Origin of the sequence: Candidatus Thiothrix putei, from assembly GCA_029972225.1 — a bacterium.
Lineage (GTDB): Bacteria > Pseudomonadota > Gammaproteobacteria > Thiotrichales > Thiotrichaceae > Thiothrix > Thiothrix putei.
The window spans coordinates 364,263-378,451 of the sequence record CP124756.1 but is presented as its reverse complement, the minus strand read 5'-3'; the positions used below and the strand labels follow the sequence as shown (position 1 = coordinate 378,451).

Genomic DNA, 14,189 nt, shown 5'->3' with positions numbered 1-14,189 from the left:
ATTAGTCGCTTTTGGCAAGGCGGAACCCCACGCTGCCCCTGCGTTCATGCTTCAAGATATGCCCACGAGCAACAGTTTTTACCTCTGCTTCCTTTAGCAGGTAGGAACCGCCCCGCATAACGTACAGATCCGGGTTTTCGCAAGCACCCCAGCAATCCGAGACCCATTCCCAGACATTGCCCACCGTGTCATACAGCCCAAAGCGGTTCGCCGGATAGACACCAACAGAGGTCGTGCCACTTATCCCGCAAGCATCGCGGTCATAATTGGCATCCTCACAACGGATAGTATTCTTATCCCACGGGTAATCTGTGTGGCTATTTCCACGGGCGGCGTATTCCCATTCCGCTGCTGTGGGCAGACGGTATTGGTCGCCTGTTTTATGGTTTAGCCATTGCAAATACTGTTGGATGTCAGCGTAATTAACGTTGATGACGGGATGTCTGCCACGTCCATGACCAGCATCTTCCGCATGAACACACGCATTCTCTGCTGCACACGCATCCCATTCGTCAAACGTCACTTCGTATTGACCTATCTGGAAAGCGTTAATACCAGTGCCAGCGGGGATGGATACCATGACAGGTACATCAACGACTGCAACAGGTACAGGTGCTGCACCCACTTCTGTTGGCACTGGCATATCCAGCCAGTGGGTCAACCAGTTGTCGACAGCATCCCGTTGCCAAAACAGAAATAGGACAAGCAACAACGGTATCAACACACCAATGAAAGTAAGTGCCTTAGCTTTAAACTTGGCTTTCAGAGCAGGAAACAAGCGTGCTGGTACACCCAATGCCGCAATAAGCTGCGACTGGTTAAAACCGGGCGTCAACACCCCGTAAGGAACACCACGGCTTCTTTTCAGGACAATACCGCAGACATCAACCGCCACGACCAACCACAACCAGGGTCTCAGCCAAGTATACTTCAACCGCCCATAATTGCAGATTCCTCAAAGGTCTGAAAGTTGAGAGTCAGCAAGGAGTCCAAGGCTTTTTTATGCGTAGTGTGGGTTTGTGCCAAACAGGCATCAATGGCCTGCGCAAACGCGGTAAAGTTTTCATGGTAACGTGAATACAGGCATTCCTTCTTCACAAACTTCCAGAGGCGCTCAATCAGGTTCAGGTTGGGGGAATAAGCGGGTAGGAACAACAGTTCGATCCCGAGTGTTTGGGCGAATGTTTGTACCAGGCTACAGCGCTGGTAACGGGCATTGTCCATCACCAAGGTCACCGGGACATCCAGGGCCAATGCCTTGATTTGCCGAAGCAACTGACAAACACTTTGGGAGTTGATGTAACTGTCATTGGTCACGGTGACCAGTTCATGGGTGACTGCATTCAACGCACCGAGGACATTGTAGCGCTGGCGTCCGGCAGGGGCGCGGATGAACAGCCGGGTGAAACACCACAGGAACCCCAGAAACGGGGCCAGGACAAAATGGGCGGCGTCGACAAAGAAAACGGCGCGTTTTCCGGCCTTGGCCTCCTCAAGACGCGGCTCCAGCTCTTTTTTTAAAAGTCTCCTGGGCAGCAGGGTCGGCTTTCGCCGGTATCATCCCCACCTTCCTGACGGACAAACCCAAGTCATGCAGGAATAGCCGCACGGCTTCCCGCTTGAGTTCAAGGCCGGTTAAGCGCTGTATATCAGCGATCGCCTGACTGATCCGGGTCGGTGGATGCTTCTCAAAATGTTTCTTCAGGGGCTCACGGAAAGGTTCCAACCGGCGGGTTGGGCGACGGAAATCCAGTTGTTCCAAGGCAGCGATCCCACCTTGTTGGTAACGTTTCAAATAACGGGTGACCGTCGTTGAACTCACCTGTGCCAGCCGTTCAATGTCCCCATGCGCCATTCCCTGGCTTTTTAGCCACAACACTTCCATCCGTTGGCGGACGCGAGGGTGGGCATGGCGGTAACGCCCCTCATTCAAGGCGGTTTGATCGGATTCGCTGAAGTCTATCTGGATCATGGAAAGGACGACCGGTTGCCAATAACAGCCGTACTTTGCTTGAGGGCTTCTCATTATTCAACAGCTATTCACGGGCAAAGTATAACTCCTGCAACGAACAGTAACCCAACACCTTTGAGCCATTGCCCCACGAGAAAATACACAATAAAACCACTTGAAAAGAAACAGGCCACTTCCGCCAAGCCGATCCAGAATAATTCACCCACGGTCAATGTCATGAATGAGCGATTCCAAATCGGCGATAGCCACGCAGGCAGGGATAAGGAGGGAAAAGTCACTGGAACGGCAGGAGCAACCGGCGCAACAGCTCTCTGCTGTGGTATCACTACTTGAGAGCGCGGTCTGGTTTTTTGCTTGGTCTGACACCAATGGCACTGGCTTAAGTGCGCCGAATACCAGTGAGAGGGGTGGGTTTTGCATTGCACCAACTGCTTTTCTGCCTCCCCCAGCGCATCAGCCCATTCACGGGCGCTGGGGCGGGACGTGGGGAAGTGCAGGCCGATCGCAAAACAGCGTAAAAACAGATCCTGTACACCAGGGTTCAAGGTATTGAAACGCGGTGCATGAGGTGGCGGTACAAACTTGCTCCCCACCTGATAGGGGAAAATACCCTGTTTGATACAGTACAGGTAAAACTCCCCGGTAGCAGAAAACGCAGGGTCAACCGGAACGCCTGTGAACGGGTGAACCCCCTCCATCAACAGTTGGAACAGCACCACCGCTAAACCAAAACGGTCATGGTATTCCGTGCGTTCAACACTGCCCAAATGCACGCCCTGCAATTCCGGCGGGGTGTATTCAGGTACACCCACAGGACAATGAAACAGCTTCCCCCCCTGATCCTTCACCTGAAACGAATCGGTATCGACCAACGTTACCTGCACATTCTTGCTTACCAGCACGTTTTTCTGGTTGATGTCACCGACTACATAGCCGTAACCGTGCAAGCCATCTAGGGTTATTGCCAGATTTTTAGCAATCGCGTGCAGATGCCGCCAGTCCATTGCAGGATGATTCTTAAGCCGTAACTGGGGGTGGTAAACCTTGAAAATATCCGGGCTTTTACTCACCCTGGGCATCAGGTAGCCTGCAAACTGCCCCTGCTCGTACAACATATCCAGCGGCCAGGCAATCGCGATAGCATGATTCAGCCCTCCACCCGACAGGCTAACGGGTGGACGGGCAACCATGACCCGTAACTTGCTTTCCTTGCTGGCAGTACGCTGGGCGGGATAGTAAATCTTCGCCACCTGGTCGGGTTTTTCCTTGACCGTGTACACGATACCTTCACCGCCCTTGCCCAGCTCGCGCAAGGTCGTGATGGTTTGCTTAGCCGCTGTCGTGTAAACGCTCATACAACACGCTCCTCCCTTACTCCCCAGTAACCGAGACTCTGCCTGCCATCAGCAGGGTTTTGTCATCGTCCGTTTTGGAACATACCCGTTCCGATGCCAGAAAATCCGCAAGTTGCGCAGACATCGCTGGCGCGTCGAACGGCTGGCGTGTGATTGCGTCAAAGAGTGGCGTGAAAAACGGCGCATACGGTATTCCACTGGCGAGGTTCAAAGACAGGTTTTGCAAGCCATCGGTCAACAAGGCGACGGCTTGAACCTGAACAGGGTGGTGGACGGAAATACACAGCGAATCAAGCGCATGGTCGGCGGTCAGCGGGGTGGTTTCGTTGGCGTATTCACCCCGTTGCGGCGTACTGGCAGTAAGCAGGGAACCGTCTGCCAGCAGCGCGACAATCGTACCGTCGCCAATGTGCGCCGTGGCAAAGCAGTCACGTTCCATCACCACGACCAGCAAGGTTGTGCCGTACTCACGCAAGGGTACATTTTCTGCATCAGCCTCTTGTTGCAAACATTCACGGGTATGCTTGAAAGCAGCCGCTAGCTGATGTTCCCAGGAAGGCGCAACAGTATGGTGGGCATGATGCCCGCTCTGTAGGGCTGCCAGCACATTGGTAACAGCCAGCTTTGCCCCCTGTTCCGCACGTGGGGCAGAACCGAGACCATCCGCAACTGCCAACCAGACACCTTGCCCATTCACCTGATACGCAAACGCATCCTGACAGGGCAAACCGCTACGCACATGGCTTGTACCCTGCACGGATGCCCCCATGATTTGCCATGTCATACTTCCCCCCACCCTTGCGGGGATGGCAACGCAACGGTGTCGCCGGGGCTGGAACGGGAAACACTGCTGAGGCTGGCAGATAACCAGACAAACATGTCCCGGAAGTTCAGCCCTTTCAACTGGATCGGCTCACGAATGGAAATCTGCCCCAATACCGCCATATCCGCACCTTGCACGCCGACCGAAAAGAACGCTACTTTCTTGTCGCGCTCTGCCTCTTTTACCCGCTGTGCCGCGCCTTTCCAATGGTCGGAGGGTGCGCCATCAGTGATTAGAAAGACCCACGGACGGTAATAAGAAACGCCATTTGCCTTATACACGCGCTTGCGGTCATCCAGTTGATCCAGCGCCAGATTGATGGCGATCCCCATCGGGGTATAACCTTCTGCGGACAATACCGGGGGAATGAACTGATCAGCCGATACAAAATCCTGAATGAGTTCAGCAGACGAGCCAAAGGTAACGATCGCCAGTTCAATGCGTAACATTGCCAACTCATCCTTGAGCAAGGCTTCACGCAGGGCTTGCAAACCGGTATTGAGTTCATGCATCGGCTGCCCATCCATTGAGCCGGATGTATCCAGCAACAGCACACACGGGCAACGGGGTTCAGGATTGCCAACATCAAACTGGACTTTATCAAAATCAATCGCCATAACATTGCTCCTTGGTTAAGCCGTTTTAGGGGGGGTATGAAACGTGGACAATTGCGACATGATGTCTTGCGGCATCGAGGGGTGGGTATTGAGGAAAATGGTGTGACCCGCTTTGGAGTTTTCCGCGACGTGTTTCAAGGCTTCGGTGTACATGAAAAACAGCAGGTAATTGGGGTCTAAACCCGCTTCCTGTAATTCATCCACCGCATCGTGTACGCCCTTGGCAACTTCGCGGCGGAATTCAGCCATGCCTTGCCCACGCAATTTCCACGCCGTGCGCTCGGCTTCGGCATTGATATAGATAAATGCACCGTTGGCTTCGGCATCCTTGGTTTTACGGATCAGCAATGCCTGCCCCTCGTGTTCAGCCGCTTCGCGCTCGTTGACAGCGGTGACGACCCGCGCCATTGACTTCATGACTGCTTCGTCAAAACACAGGTTGTGGTAACGCAAGTCAATGATCCGGTAGCCCCATTCTGCCAAACGGTTATCCACATTGAGCTTGATGCGGGTCACGACATCCTGATCCATGCCAATCATTTCAGCTTGGCGTTTACCCGCAGTATAGGTACGGGTTTCATCCTCTATCAAACGCTGAATGGATAACTGCAATTCATGGGCATTAGCGAAAGAAAAGGCTGCCCGTTGCACATTGGCATAATCCGACCCCGCCACACTGAACAACAAGGTGCAATTGAAATGCACATTCGCCTGATCCAGGGTAATCGCTTTAAACTCCAGATCGACTGCGCGGGATTGCACACTCAATTTGGAAACACTCTCCCAGGGTGCGGTTATACTCAGCCCCGGCAGTAAAATACGCCGCAAGCGCCCAAAGACTGTCACAATACCTACCGAACCTTCAGGAATGGCGTGGAAAAACCTTCCAAAAACAAGCCATAAGGTCAAGCCAATAAAAATTAATATCAAAAAATTGCTATACATAAACACCTCACCAACGATTGGTTAAGAACTGCCACGCTTCATCAGGCATTTAAAGAAAAACCCTAAAGGGTATACGCCATGAATTTGAAACGGGGTTAACTCACCTCAACAAAAACTGATGTTTTCATTGAGGGGTAGGCGCATATTAAAACGGGAAAAATAAATGCGGTATTGGTAGTTTTACGTAAGAAAAAGCGGGGGGAAATGGTCTATTGGGGCAGCAGTGAATGGTGGAATTCGCAAGCGCATTCCACCATTGTATCTTCTACGGGTGATGGTTTCTTTTCATCACTTGATGGCGAGGATCTTCGCTGCACGCTGCTCCAGTGGTTCAGCTTCAGCCTCCCGCTTTGTTTTCCGGTACAACACAGCAAGATTATCAAGACTCGTTGCCACATCGGGATGGTCGGGGCTGAGTGCCTTCTCAAAGATCGCCAATGCTCGGTTGTAGAGTGGCTCCGCCTTGGCGTAGTTACCTTGGGTGTTGTAGAACGAAGCCAGGTCGTTCAGGCTCATTGCCACATCGGGATGGTTGACACCGAGTGCCTTCTCCCTGATCGCCAGTGAGCGTTTGAGGAGAGGCTCCGCCTTGGCGTAATCGCCTTGATTTCTGTAGAGTTTCGCTAGGTTGTTCAGACCCGTTGCCACATAGGGATGGTCGGAGCCGAGTGCCTTCTCCAATATCGCCAGTGAGCGGTTGTAGAGCGACTCCGCCTTGGCGTAGTCGCCTTTGGCATCGTAGAGCGAAGCCAGGTTGTTCAGGCTCGTTGCCACATCGGGATGGTCGATACCCGCGTTCTGTTCGGCGAGTTGCAGGGCTTTTTGTGCAACCAGTGTCGCACTGTCGTCATACTTGCCCGTTCGGAGAAATTCCACGACTTCCTGATTGAGGCTTTCCCACTCATCACCCGCTCCCCCGGCATGTGCCAACGGAACACCCGCGATTGACAACGCAAGAGCGAGGAGGATAGCTTTTGACATGTATTTCATACGTGTTCCTTCGTGAATTCAACTAATCGTCTTTGCTTGATTAGCCAAATCTTTTAATCAATTATTGATAAAAATAAATTATTCGCAGAGAAGAACCCCGTATACGGGTTGAACTCGTGTACGGGGCAATCCTCGCCATGGGCGGTAAAGCTATTTACAGTTATTACCTTCCCAAGAAGCATTATTGATTATCCCGCCCTGAATGGTAAATTCGGTGTAGCAGCGAAGCATATAGTTTTTCTCTGGGATGCCTTCGACCCATCCACCCATGAGGTATTGACCGTTCCATTGAGTTACGTATAAATCACAATTAGGGTAAGTGTGTTTTTCATAAGTAATCCTCAGTAGTTGAGTTCATAACTATCAATCCCCGATAAATCATATACTTTGCAGTACTGGATGACTTCAGCAAAAATATCCAATAACTATTGGGTGGCGAATTCGTATCATAAGTGCATAGCCCGTTAATCGAGGCGGGATGCGGCTTTCCTCATCAGGTCAGAGGCAAAATGTGGTAAAAAGCATCCCGAAAAACCACTGACAGGAGAGCTTCATGGCTTACACACACCTTACCTCTGAGGAGAGGCATTATATCGAAACCCGGCACAAGATGAAGGAATCGACGGCAACAATCGCGTTAACCTTGGGGCGCAGTCAATCGACGATCAGTCGTGAACTGACCCGCAACCGAGGGCAACGCGGCTATCGGCACAAGCAAGCGCACGCCAAAGCGCAACAACGCCATGCGGACAAGCCCAAAGCGGTCAAGTTGACCCCGGAACTGGCGGTCAGCATTGATACGCTGCTGGAACAGCAATGGAGTCCTGAGCAGATCAGCGGTCGACTGAAAGCGGAAGGCAAAGCGACTATTTGCCATGAAGCCATCTACCAGCATGTACTCAGGGACAAGCGTGCGGGCGGCAAGCTGTACCTGAACCTGCGCCGCCATACGAAGAAATACCGCCAGCGTTACGGCAGTAAAACGGGCAGCGTCAAAGGCATCCCCAACCGAGTGGACATTGACGAACGCCCAGCGGTAGCCAACCAGCGTGAACGGCTCGGTGACTGGGAAGCCGACACCATGATCGGCAAGGGACACCAAGGCGCACTGGTGACACTGGATGAACGCAAATCCAAGCTACGCCTAGCTTTTCCAGTGGCAAACAAGACCGCAGAAGCCGTAACCAGCAGCATTATCACCTTGCTGGACAGCTTCAAGGATTGGGTGCACACGCTCACCTTCGACAACGGCAAAGAGTTTGCCAAACATGAGCAAGTTGCCCAAGCCCTTGGGTGCGAAACGTATTTCGCCAAGCCCTACCATTCGTGGGAGCGTGGGCAAAATGAGAACGCCAATGGGCTGTTACGCCAATACTTCCCCAAGGCAATGGGGCTATTGGACGTGACCACCCGACAGGTACTGGAGGCTGTACATAAACTCAACAACAGACCAAGGAAGTGTCTGGGATTCAAGACACCTTACGAGGTGTTCCGAGAACTATCCGGCATAGAGGCCGAAAAGTTGGTGGGTTATGCACTTATTACTTGAATTCACCGGTAGTAACTTATACGCCATGAATTTGAAATGGGGTTAACGCCCCTCAACAAAACCTGATGTTTTCATTGAGGGGGTATCCCGACCTGCCAATGGTACGGCCTCGATGAAAGCGGGTAACGTGGTTTATAGGCCAACAGCCACATTTAGTGGTGTTGATCAGTTCACTTATGGCATTTCCGATGGTAGTGGGGAAAATATACGGGCGCAGCTTATCGCCCCAACATAGGCAGCCTCCCCCCCATCCTGTAAAGTCCCCGCATCACCCCCTTCATAACAATAACGGACACGCTGCCATGCAGAAGCAAATCACCTACACAGGCATGATCTGGTTATTTGCAGCACAATTCATCGTCATTTTGCCTTTTCTATTCCACCTGCCTTTGTGGTTGCTACCCGTGCTACTGTTTGCCGCAGTCTGGCGCTTACGGGTGTTATCAGGGGCAGCCACACAACCGGGAAATATGACCAAAGTAGCCCTGATCGGCTTGGGCATTGCTGGCTTGTTATTAAGTGGTTTGCGCTTCCCTTCGTTGGATGCGATGTCAACACTTCTACTGTTAGGCTTCGCCTTTAAATCACTGGAAGTCACCCAGCGCCGTGATGCCATCGTCGTGATTTTCATCGGCTATTTTCTGGTTGCCTTACACTTTTTATATACGCAAGCGTTGGGGGCAGCGCTCTACGGCACACTGTCGATGGTCATCCTGACTGGAGCATTAGTGGGTGTGCAACAAACCATCACTGAGTTTTCAACAGGGCAACAAGTACGTTTCAATCTGCGCTTGTCGGTCTTTATGTTGCTGCAATGCTTGCCGCTGATGCTGGTGATTTTCGTGTTTGCGCCACGCTTTGCACCGTTGTGGTCATTACCTCTAGCGCCCACGCAAGCCAAATCCGGGGTATCCGACCGCATGGCTCCCGGTGACATTGAGAAACTGGCAAAATCCGGGGACTTAGCGTTTCGGGTAACATTCAAGGGCAAGCGCCCCGCCCAACACGAACTGTATTGGCAAGGGCTGGTACTCAACCATTTCGATGGGCGCGAATGGCGGCAATTCGAGCAAGATTACGATACCTACCAACTGAAATCCGTACTATTGAACCATTACCGCTGGAACCCTGACGCGATTCACGTACAGGGTGAAGCCGTGCCGTATGAAGCCATCTACGAAACCTCCGAGCAACCCTGGCTGTTTACCCTCGCACCCACGCTGGAAGTGACCGGCGATGTCTTGCGCGGTGCGGATTACCGCGTCATGGCACAACAAGCATTGCAAGCGCCTTTCCTGTTGAAAGCCGTGAGCTACCCAGACGCACAACGCGATGTGGTCTTGCCCGACACCTTGCGCGACTTGGCTTTACATTTGCCCGCCACCGGCGATACCCGCAGCCGTCACTTGGCGCAACGCTTGTGGCGCGAAACGGGGAATCCGCAAGCCTATATCGACGCGGTGCTGGCGCGGTTTCGTGAGCAGCCCTTTGCGTACACCTTGAACCCACCGGGCTTAGGGGAAAGCGACACGATTGACGCCTTTCTGTTTGACTCACAACGCGGCTTTTGTGCGCATTATGCAGGCAGCTTCGTCTTCCTCATGCGAGCAGCAGGAATTCCCGCACGGGTCGTGGTTGGCTACCAAGGCGGGGAATGGAATGAGGTGGGGCAATACTTAGCCGTTCACCAATACGATGCTCATGCATGGGCAGAAGTCTGGCTGACCGGGCAAGGCTGGGTGCGTATTGACCCCACCAACGCGGTTGCTCCCAGCCGTACTGAGCAAGGCTTGGAAGCCGCCGTGCAAGCAGAAGGCACGTTTTTAGCAGACTCGGTATTTTCCGCCCGCAAGATCACTTGGTTGAATGGCATTCGCCAACAATTTGACACCGTGCAATACGGCTGGCGGCGTTGGGTGGTGGGTTATGACCGGGAGGAACAGGCCGCCTTGTTAAAGTCCCTGTTAGGCACTTTTTCTATCGGGCGCACCGCGTTAGTGGTGGCGGGGTTATTTGCGGCTATCGGTCTGTTTTGGTTACTTACCTTGGGCATCACGCAACGGCAAGCGCAAGCCCCCCCCGAACAACGGCTGTACCGGCGCTTTTGTGAAGCATTGGCAAAACGAGGAATAGTACGTGAACCGGGCGATGCCCCCGGCGTATTCGCCGCTCAAGCCGCCGCGCATTTACCCGCATTGGCTAACGTGATTCAGGAGTTTACACAAGTCTACGAAGGCGTTTGTTACGCCCCCACCGCCGACGGGCAGGCTGCCACGCGGCGGCTAAAAACCTTGCTGGCTAAGCTCAGGTAGCTTGCCTGAACTTGCCGATCAGGGCCATCGTCGGTGCAACCACAGCCAACACCACCGCCCCTGCCAATACCCCAAAGACACCGCTCAGCAAGGTGGGGGTAATGGCTTTGAGCGCTCCACCGATCCAGCCGACTTGCTGGATGAATAACTCTGCGCCATGCGTGAAGTCATGCGAATGCGGGATGCCATGCAACAAAATACCGCCCCCGACCAAAAACATCGCGGCAGTTCCCACCACCGACAGCGTTTTCATCAACCACGGCGCAAACCACAGAATGCCATTCCCTAAAGCACGCCGGAACCCAGTCGCCTTGTCTTTGATCAAGTGAAAACCAAGATCATCCAGTTTCACAATGCCTGCGACTAGGCCGTAAACACCAATCGTCATAATGATTGCAATCCCGGCAACCACTGCCGCTTGCATGGCAAACGAAGCACCTTGCGTAGTACCCAAGGCAATCACGATTATTTCGGCGGAAAGGATAAAGTCGGTACGAATAGCGCCTTTGATCTTGTCTTTTTCAAACGCCACCATGTCAATGTCGGGGTTATGGGCAACATCCAACAGTTCCGCCTTGTCTTCTGCGTGTTGATGCGAGAGCTTGTGAGCAATTTTCTCGAACCCTTCGTAGCACAGAAATGCGCCGCCAATCATCAGCAACGGCGTGATCAACCACGGCGCAATCACACTGATCAGCAACGCCGCAGGCACTAAAATCAGTTTGTTGAGAAACGAACCTTTGGCAACCGCCCACACCACCGGTAATTCACGCCCTGCCTGTACGCCAGCCACTTGCTGGGCATTCAACGCAAGGTCATCCCCCAACACCCCTGCGGTTTTTTTCGCCGCGACTTTGGTCATGAGGGAAACATCATCGAGAACCGTGGTAATGTCGTCGAGTAAGGCTAAAAGGCTTCCACCCGCCATGCAAAACTCCTGATTAAATGGATTGAGTATTGCGGTGGTATGCTACACCGATGCGCTTACTTGAGCTATCTTCACAGCTTAGGGCGGTAATATATACTTTAAAGAGAAGCTTTTAGCGCAACAAAGCGTGCAGGATAGCGATGGGCATAAGGGTGAACAGCATCGTCAGCATGGTAGAAGCCATCACCAGCAGCGGCAGCAATACCGCAACCAGCCCAGCCATCACCACCAGCAAGCCGCCAACCAATAACTTAGCCCACAAGGGAGCAACTGGCGGCGATGCTGCCAACGGCTGGTTGCTTGCCCCCATGCGAACCAGTGCGGCAAGCCGCCGTTCCAGGGAGGGAAAGACGGAAACCATCATTCCCGCTGCCTGTTGTGGCGCAACTACGCACAGATGGCTTGCCCACGCACGGCTCAGTAAAGACGTATTCGCGTGGCTCAGTGCCAACAGCGCTGCGGACAACCCATCCGGTTCGCGGGTCAAGCGTACAGCGGTGGCATCCGCCATGTATTTGCGCTGTTGCCATGCCCATGCAATAGCGGGCGACAAAATCAGGGTGCTGACGAATCCGCCGAGAAATCCACTGAACCACACCGGTCCCATCAGCGGCATCAGCAGCCATTCCCGCCAGCCCAGTTTGTCGGTGTGTTGCTGTGCCGTTGGCGGCGTTGTATCAGCAAACGGATCATTCAACTGTGCCAACACAAACGCTTGGCTGGCAGCCGTCGGCACGCACAAGGCACGCAGCAAATGACGACTGGCAGCAAAGGAATCCTTATCCAACAGATTGACCGACAAGCGGGTCAGCAAGGCAAACACCCCCAACACACTGGCGGTGCGCATTCCGATTTTCATGTCGTTGTCGGCAATGGCAGCAATCAGGTGGGCTGCAATACCCTGCATCTGGGCACGGTTGAGCAACCCTAACAGGGATTGCCCGACCATGACCGTAGCCTGCTGCGCATCCATACCGGAAGCAGCCGCATTTGCCCCGCCGTCAATGACCACCACCTTGGGCGCAGGGATCAGGGCGGCAACCGCCATTTCCTCCAGCGTATTGGCAAATTGCAACTCGACCAAGCTACGGGGATCAGGCGGACGACCAACCTGCTGGGTGGTGTCAAACAAAGCAGATTGCCGGATGGCACGCGATACGACCCAAGCCACGACTGCCATCAGCAATAATCCCGGCGCACTTGCCAGCAAGATAAACTTAAGTAAGTCAGCCGTAGGCACAGCAGCCGGATCATCAACGATAGGCGATACCAACTGACCCGCATAAGCCAGCAAGTCGGGCATAGGCAACAACAGGTTCAGAATGTCCAGCACCAAACCCGCCACCCCGTACAGCAAGGGTGCTAACAACAACGACATAACCAAAGCCAGCACCGCATAGGCAACCCCACAGGCTAACGTGATACGCCAAGCCGTGCGGCGGTGGCGGGCAACCGCATTGAAAAAGTCTTCACGTTCCGTCCCTTGCCAGGGCTGCCAGTCCATACTCAAAACCTAACCACGGGAGCTTTGCGTTCCGCTTCTGATTCCAACGGCTGTAACAGGGCAGCGTTGCTAAACCCTAACGCCCCGGCAAACACAACCGCTGGGAAGGACTGAATCGCGGTATTCAGCTCCATCACTGCATCGTTAAAGGCTTGGCGGGCAAACGCGACTTTATTTTCGGTGGTGGTCAACTCTTCCGAAAGCTGCATCATGGTCTGGTTCGCCTTTAAATCGGGGTAGGCTTCTGCCAAGGCGAAAAACCGCCCCAAGGTGCTGGATAATGCACCTTCGGCTTGCGCCATCGCGGCTAATGCTTGGGCATCTCCCGGCTGTTGGGCAGCCAATTGCCCGGCGGCTTGCGCGGTATTGCGGGCATTGACGACCGCTTCCAACGTGCTGCGTTCGTGCGTCATGTAGGCGCGTGCCGTTTCGACCAGATTCGGGATCAGGTCATGCCGCCGTTTGAGTTGCACATCAATTTGCCCAAAGGCGTTCACCACTTTGTTTTTCAGCGCAACCAAGCGGTTGTAAAGGCTGATGAAAAACAGGATGACGAGTGCTAACACGGCAAGGGTGATCCAGAATCCAGACATGTCTATTCCTTCCTTTTATAATTTAGCCGCAATTGTGCGCACCAGTTTTTCAAACTTGGGCGCATCTTTCCCGTCCATACCCGTGGCGGTGATGCCCAGCACAACCGTTCCCTTGCGTACCATCGCTTGCGTCATGGCTAGCGGGTTGGTATCGCCGACCTTGAACCACGATTCATCGCCCACGCCTGCCAACGCTTGACCGGATGCGGGGTTATTGGCAGCGCCGAGGGTTTCATGGAGTATCTCGTTCATACCGCCTTGCATTTTGAGCATCATGCGGAACGTGTCGGTTGCTTCTGCGGCGTTTGCGCTGGGCGTCAGGGTTGTCGTCAGCAACATAAAGGCTGCCGTATCACCAACACCATTGTAGACACAGGTTTCAGGCTCATCGGCCATGACTGCCACCGTTTGCCCAAACGCAGCTTGAACATCAGCGGCTGTCACCAACTGGCAGGCAGAAGGCAGTACTGTTGCGGCAGGAGCTGGTGTAGCAGGCAACGTGGAAGGATCTGGCGTTGCGGCGGTATCCGCCTGCTTGTCACCGCAGGCAACCAACGTCAGTGCCATAACGACCGGTATAAGGGTATGTATTTTCATAAAA

The 14,189-nt window shown here is 53.5% G+C and carries 12 protein-coding genes and 1 pseudogene; 2 read left to right on the top strand and 11 right to left on the bottom strand.

All coding sequences use genetic code 11. The features are described 5' to 3' along the window. Nucleotide 1: 1 nt before the first annotated feature. The 7 genes and pseudogenes from QJT81_01885 to QJT81_01855 form a co-directional block, all read right to left on the bottom strand. Nucleotides 2-895, bottom strand: a complete 894-nt coding sequence (locus tag QJT81_01885) for an SUMF1/EgtB/PvdO family nonheme iron enzyme (protein ID WGZ94768.1) — start codon at nt 893-895, stop codon at nt 2-4. Nucleotides 896-930: 35 nt separating this feature from the next. Next, nucleotides 931-1,972 (bottom strand): annotated as a pseudogene (locus tag QJT81_01880) (IS630 family transposase). Nucleotides 1,973-2,040: 68 nt separating this feature from the next. Then, nucleotides 2,041-3,327 carry a hypothetical protein gene (locus QJT81_01875; GenBank protein WGZ94767.1) on the bottom strand — a complete coding sequence of 429 codons (1,287 nt, stop codon included), beginning with the start codon at nt 3,325-3,327 and terminating at the stop codon, nt 2,041-2,043. A gap of 16 nt (nt 3,328-3,343) precedes the next feature. Continuing rightward, on the bottom strand, nt 3,344-4,111 hold the full coding sequence (locus QJT81_01870; GenBank protein WGZ94766.1) for a PP2C family serine/threonine-protein phosphatase: 768 nt from the start codon (nt 4,109-4,111) through the stop codon (nt 3,344-3,346). Continuing rightward, complete coding sequence (locus tag QJT81_01865) at nt 4,108-4,767, bottom strand: VWA domain-containing protein (protein WGZ94765.1); 660 nt, start codon at nt 4,765-4,767, stop codon at nt 4,108-4,110. Before QJT81_01865 ends, QJT81_01870 begins: the two co-directional genes overlap by 4 nt. Before the next feature lie 15 nt (nt 4,768-4,782). Continuing rightward, entirely contained in the window at nt 4,783-5,712 is a 930-nt protein-coding gene (locus QJT81_01860; GenBank protein WGZ94764.1) for an SPFH domain-containing protein, read from the bottom strand. Between the two features lie 288 nt (nt 5,713-6,000). Further along, nucleotides 6,001-6,702, bottom strand: a complete 702-nt coding sequence (locus QJT81_01855) for a tetratricopeptide repeat protein (GenBank protein ID WGZ94763.1) — start codon at nt 6,700-6,702, stop codon at nt 6,001-6,003. A 553-nt stretch (nt 6,703-7,255) separates the two neighbouring features. Between QJT81_01855 and QJT81_01850 the strand changes: the two genes are divergently transcribed. Continuing rightward, complete coding sequence (locus QJT81_01850) at nt 7,256-8,251, top strand: IS30 family transposase (protein WGZ94762.1); 996 nt, start codon at nt 7,256-7,258, stop codon at nt 8,249-8,251. Between the two features lie 302 nt (nt 8,252-8,553). Further along, entirely contained in the window at nt 8,554-10,563 is a 2,010-nt protein-coding gene (locus tag QJT81_01845) for a DUF3488 and DUF4129 domain-containing transglutaminase family protein (GenBank protein ID WGZ94761.1), read from the top strand. Here the strand turns inward: QJT81_01845 and QJT81_01840 are convergent. From QJT81_01840 to QJT81_01825, 4 genes are all read right to left on the bottom strand, one after another. After that, the gene (locus tag QJT81_01840; protein WGZ94760.1) at nt 10,556-11,491 is read right to left on the bottom strand and encodes a DUF808 domain-containing protein; all 936 of its coding nucleotides are present in this window, start codon (nt 11,489-11,491) and stop codon (nt 10,556-10,558) included. The two genes, QJT81_01845 and QJT81_01840, sit on opposite strands and share 8 nt — an antisense overlap. Nucleotides 11,492-11,603: 112 nt before the next feature. After that, nucleotides 11,604-12,995 (bottom strand): M48 family metalloprotease, encoded by a 1,392-nt coding sequence (locus tag QJT81_01835; GenBank protein WGZ94759.1) that lies wholly within the window; start codon nt 12,993-12,995, stop codon nt 11,604-11,606. Between the two features lie 2 nt (nt 12,996-12,997). Continuing rightward, nucleotides 12,998-13,588 carry a LemA family protein gene (locus QJT81_01830; GenBank protein WGZ94758.1) on the bottom strand — a complete coding sequence of 197 codons (591 nt, stop codon included), beginning with the start codon at nt 13,586-13,588 and terminating at the stop codon, nt 12,998-13,000. 15 nt (nt 13,589-13,603) lie between these two features. Beyond that, a complete protein-coding gene (locus QJT81_01825) occupies nt 13,604-14,185 on the bottom strand; it encodes a hypothetical protein (protein WGZ94757.1) in 582 nt (193 codons plus the stop codon). Between the last annotated feature and the right edge of the window lie 4 nt (nt 14,186-14,189).

Bases quoted from the DNA above. Each gene is read 5' to 3' on its own strand.
- QJT81_01875 (WGZ94767.1), bottom strand. From the start codon at position 3,327: ATGAGCGTTTACACGACAGCGGCTAAGCAAACCATCACGACCTTGCGC.
- QJT81_01870 (WGZ94766.1), bottom strand. From the start codon at position 4,111: ATGACATGGCAAATCATGGGGGCATCCGTGCAGGGTACAAGCCATGTG.
- QJT81_01865 (WGZ94765.1), bottom strand. From the start codon at position 4,767: ATGGCGATTGATTTTGATAAAGTCCAGTTTGATGTTGGCAATCCTGAA.
- QJT81_01860 (WGZ94764.1), bottom strand. From the start codon at position 5,712: ATGTATAGCAATTTTTTGATATTAATTTTTATTGGCTTGACCTTATGG.
- QJT81_01855 (WGZ94763.1), bottom strand. From the start codon at position 6,702: ATGAAATACATGTCAAAAGCTATCCTCCTCGCTCTTGCGTTGTCAATC.
- QJT81_01850 (WGZ94762.1), top strand. From the start codon at position 7,256: ATGGCTTACACACACCTTACCTCTGAGGAGAGGCATTATATCGAAACC.
- QJT81_01845 (WGZ94761.1), top strand. From the start codon at position 8,554: ATGCAGAAGCAAATCACCTACACAGGCATGATCTGGTTATTTGCAGCA.
- QJT81_01840 (WGZ94760.1), bottom strand. From the start codon at position 11,491: ATGGCGGGTGGAAGCCTTTTAGCCTTACTCGACGACATTACCACGGTT.
- QJT81_01835 (WGZ94759.1), bottom strand. From the start codon at position 12,995: ATGGACTGGCAGCCCTGGCAAGGGACGGAACGTGAAGACTTTTTCAAT.
- QJT81_01830 (WGZ94758.1), bottom strand. From the start codon at position 13,588: ATGTCTGGATTCTGGATCACCCTTGCCGTGTTAGCACTCGTCATCCTG.
- QJT81_01825 (WGZ94757.1), bottom strand. From the start codon at position 14,185: ATGAAAATACATACCCTTATACCGGTCGTTATGGCACTGACGTTGGTT.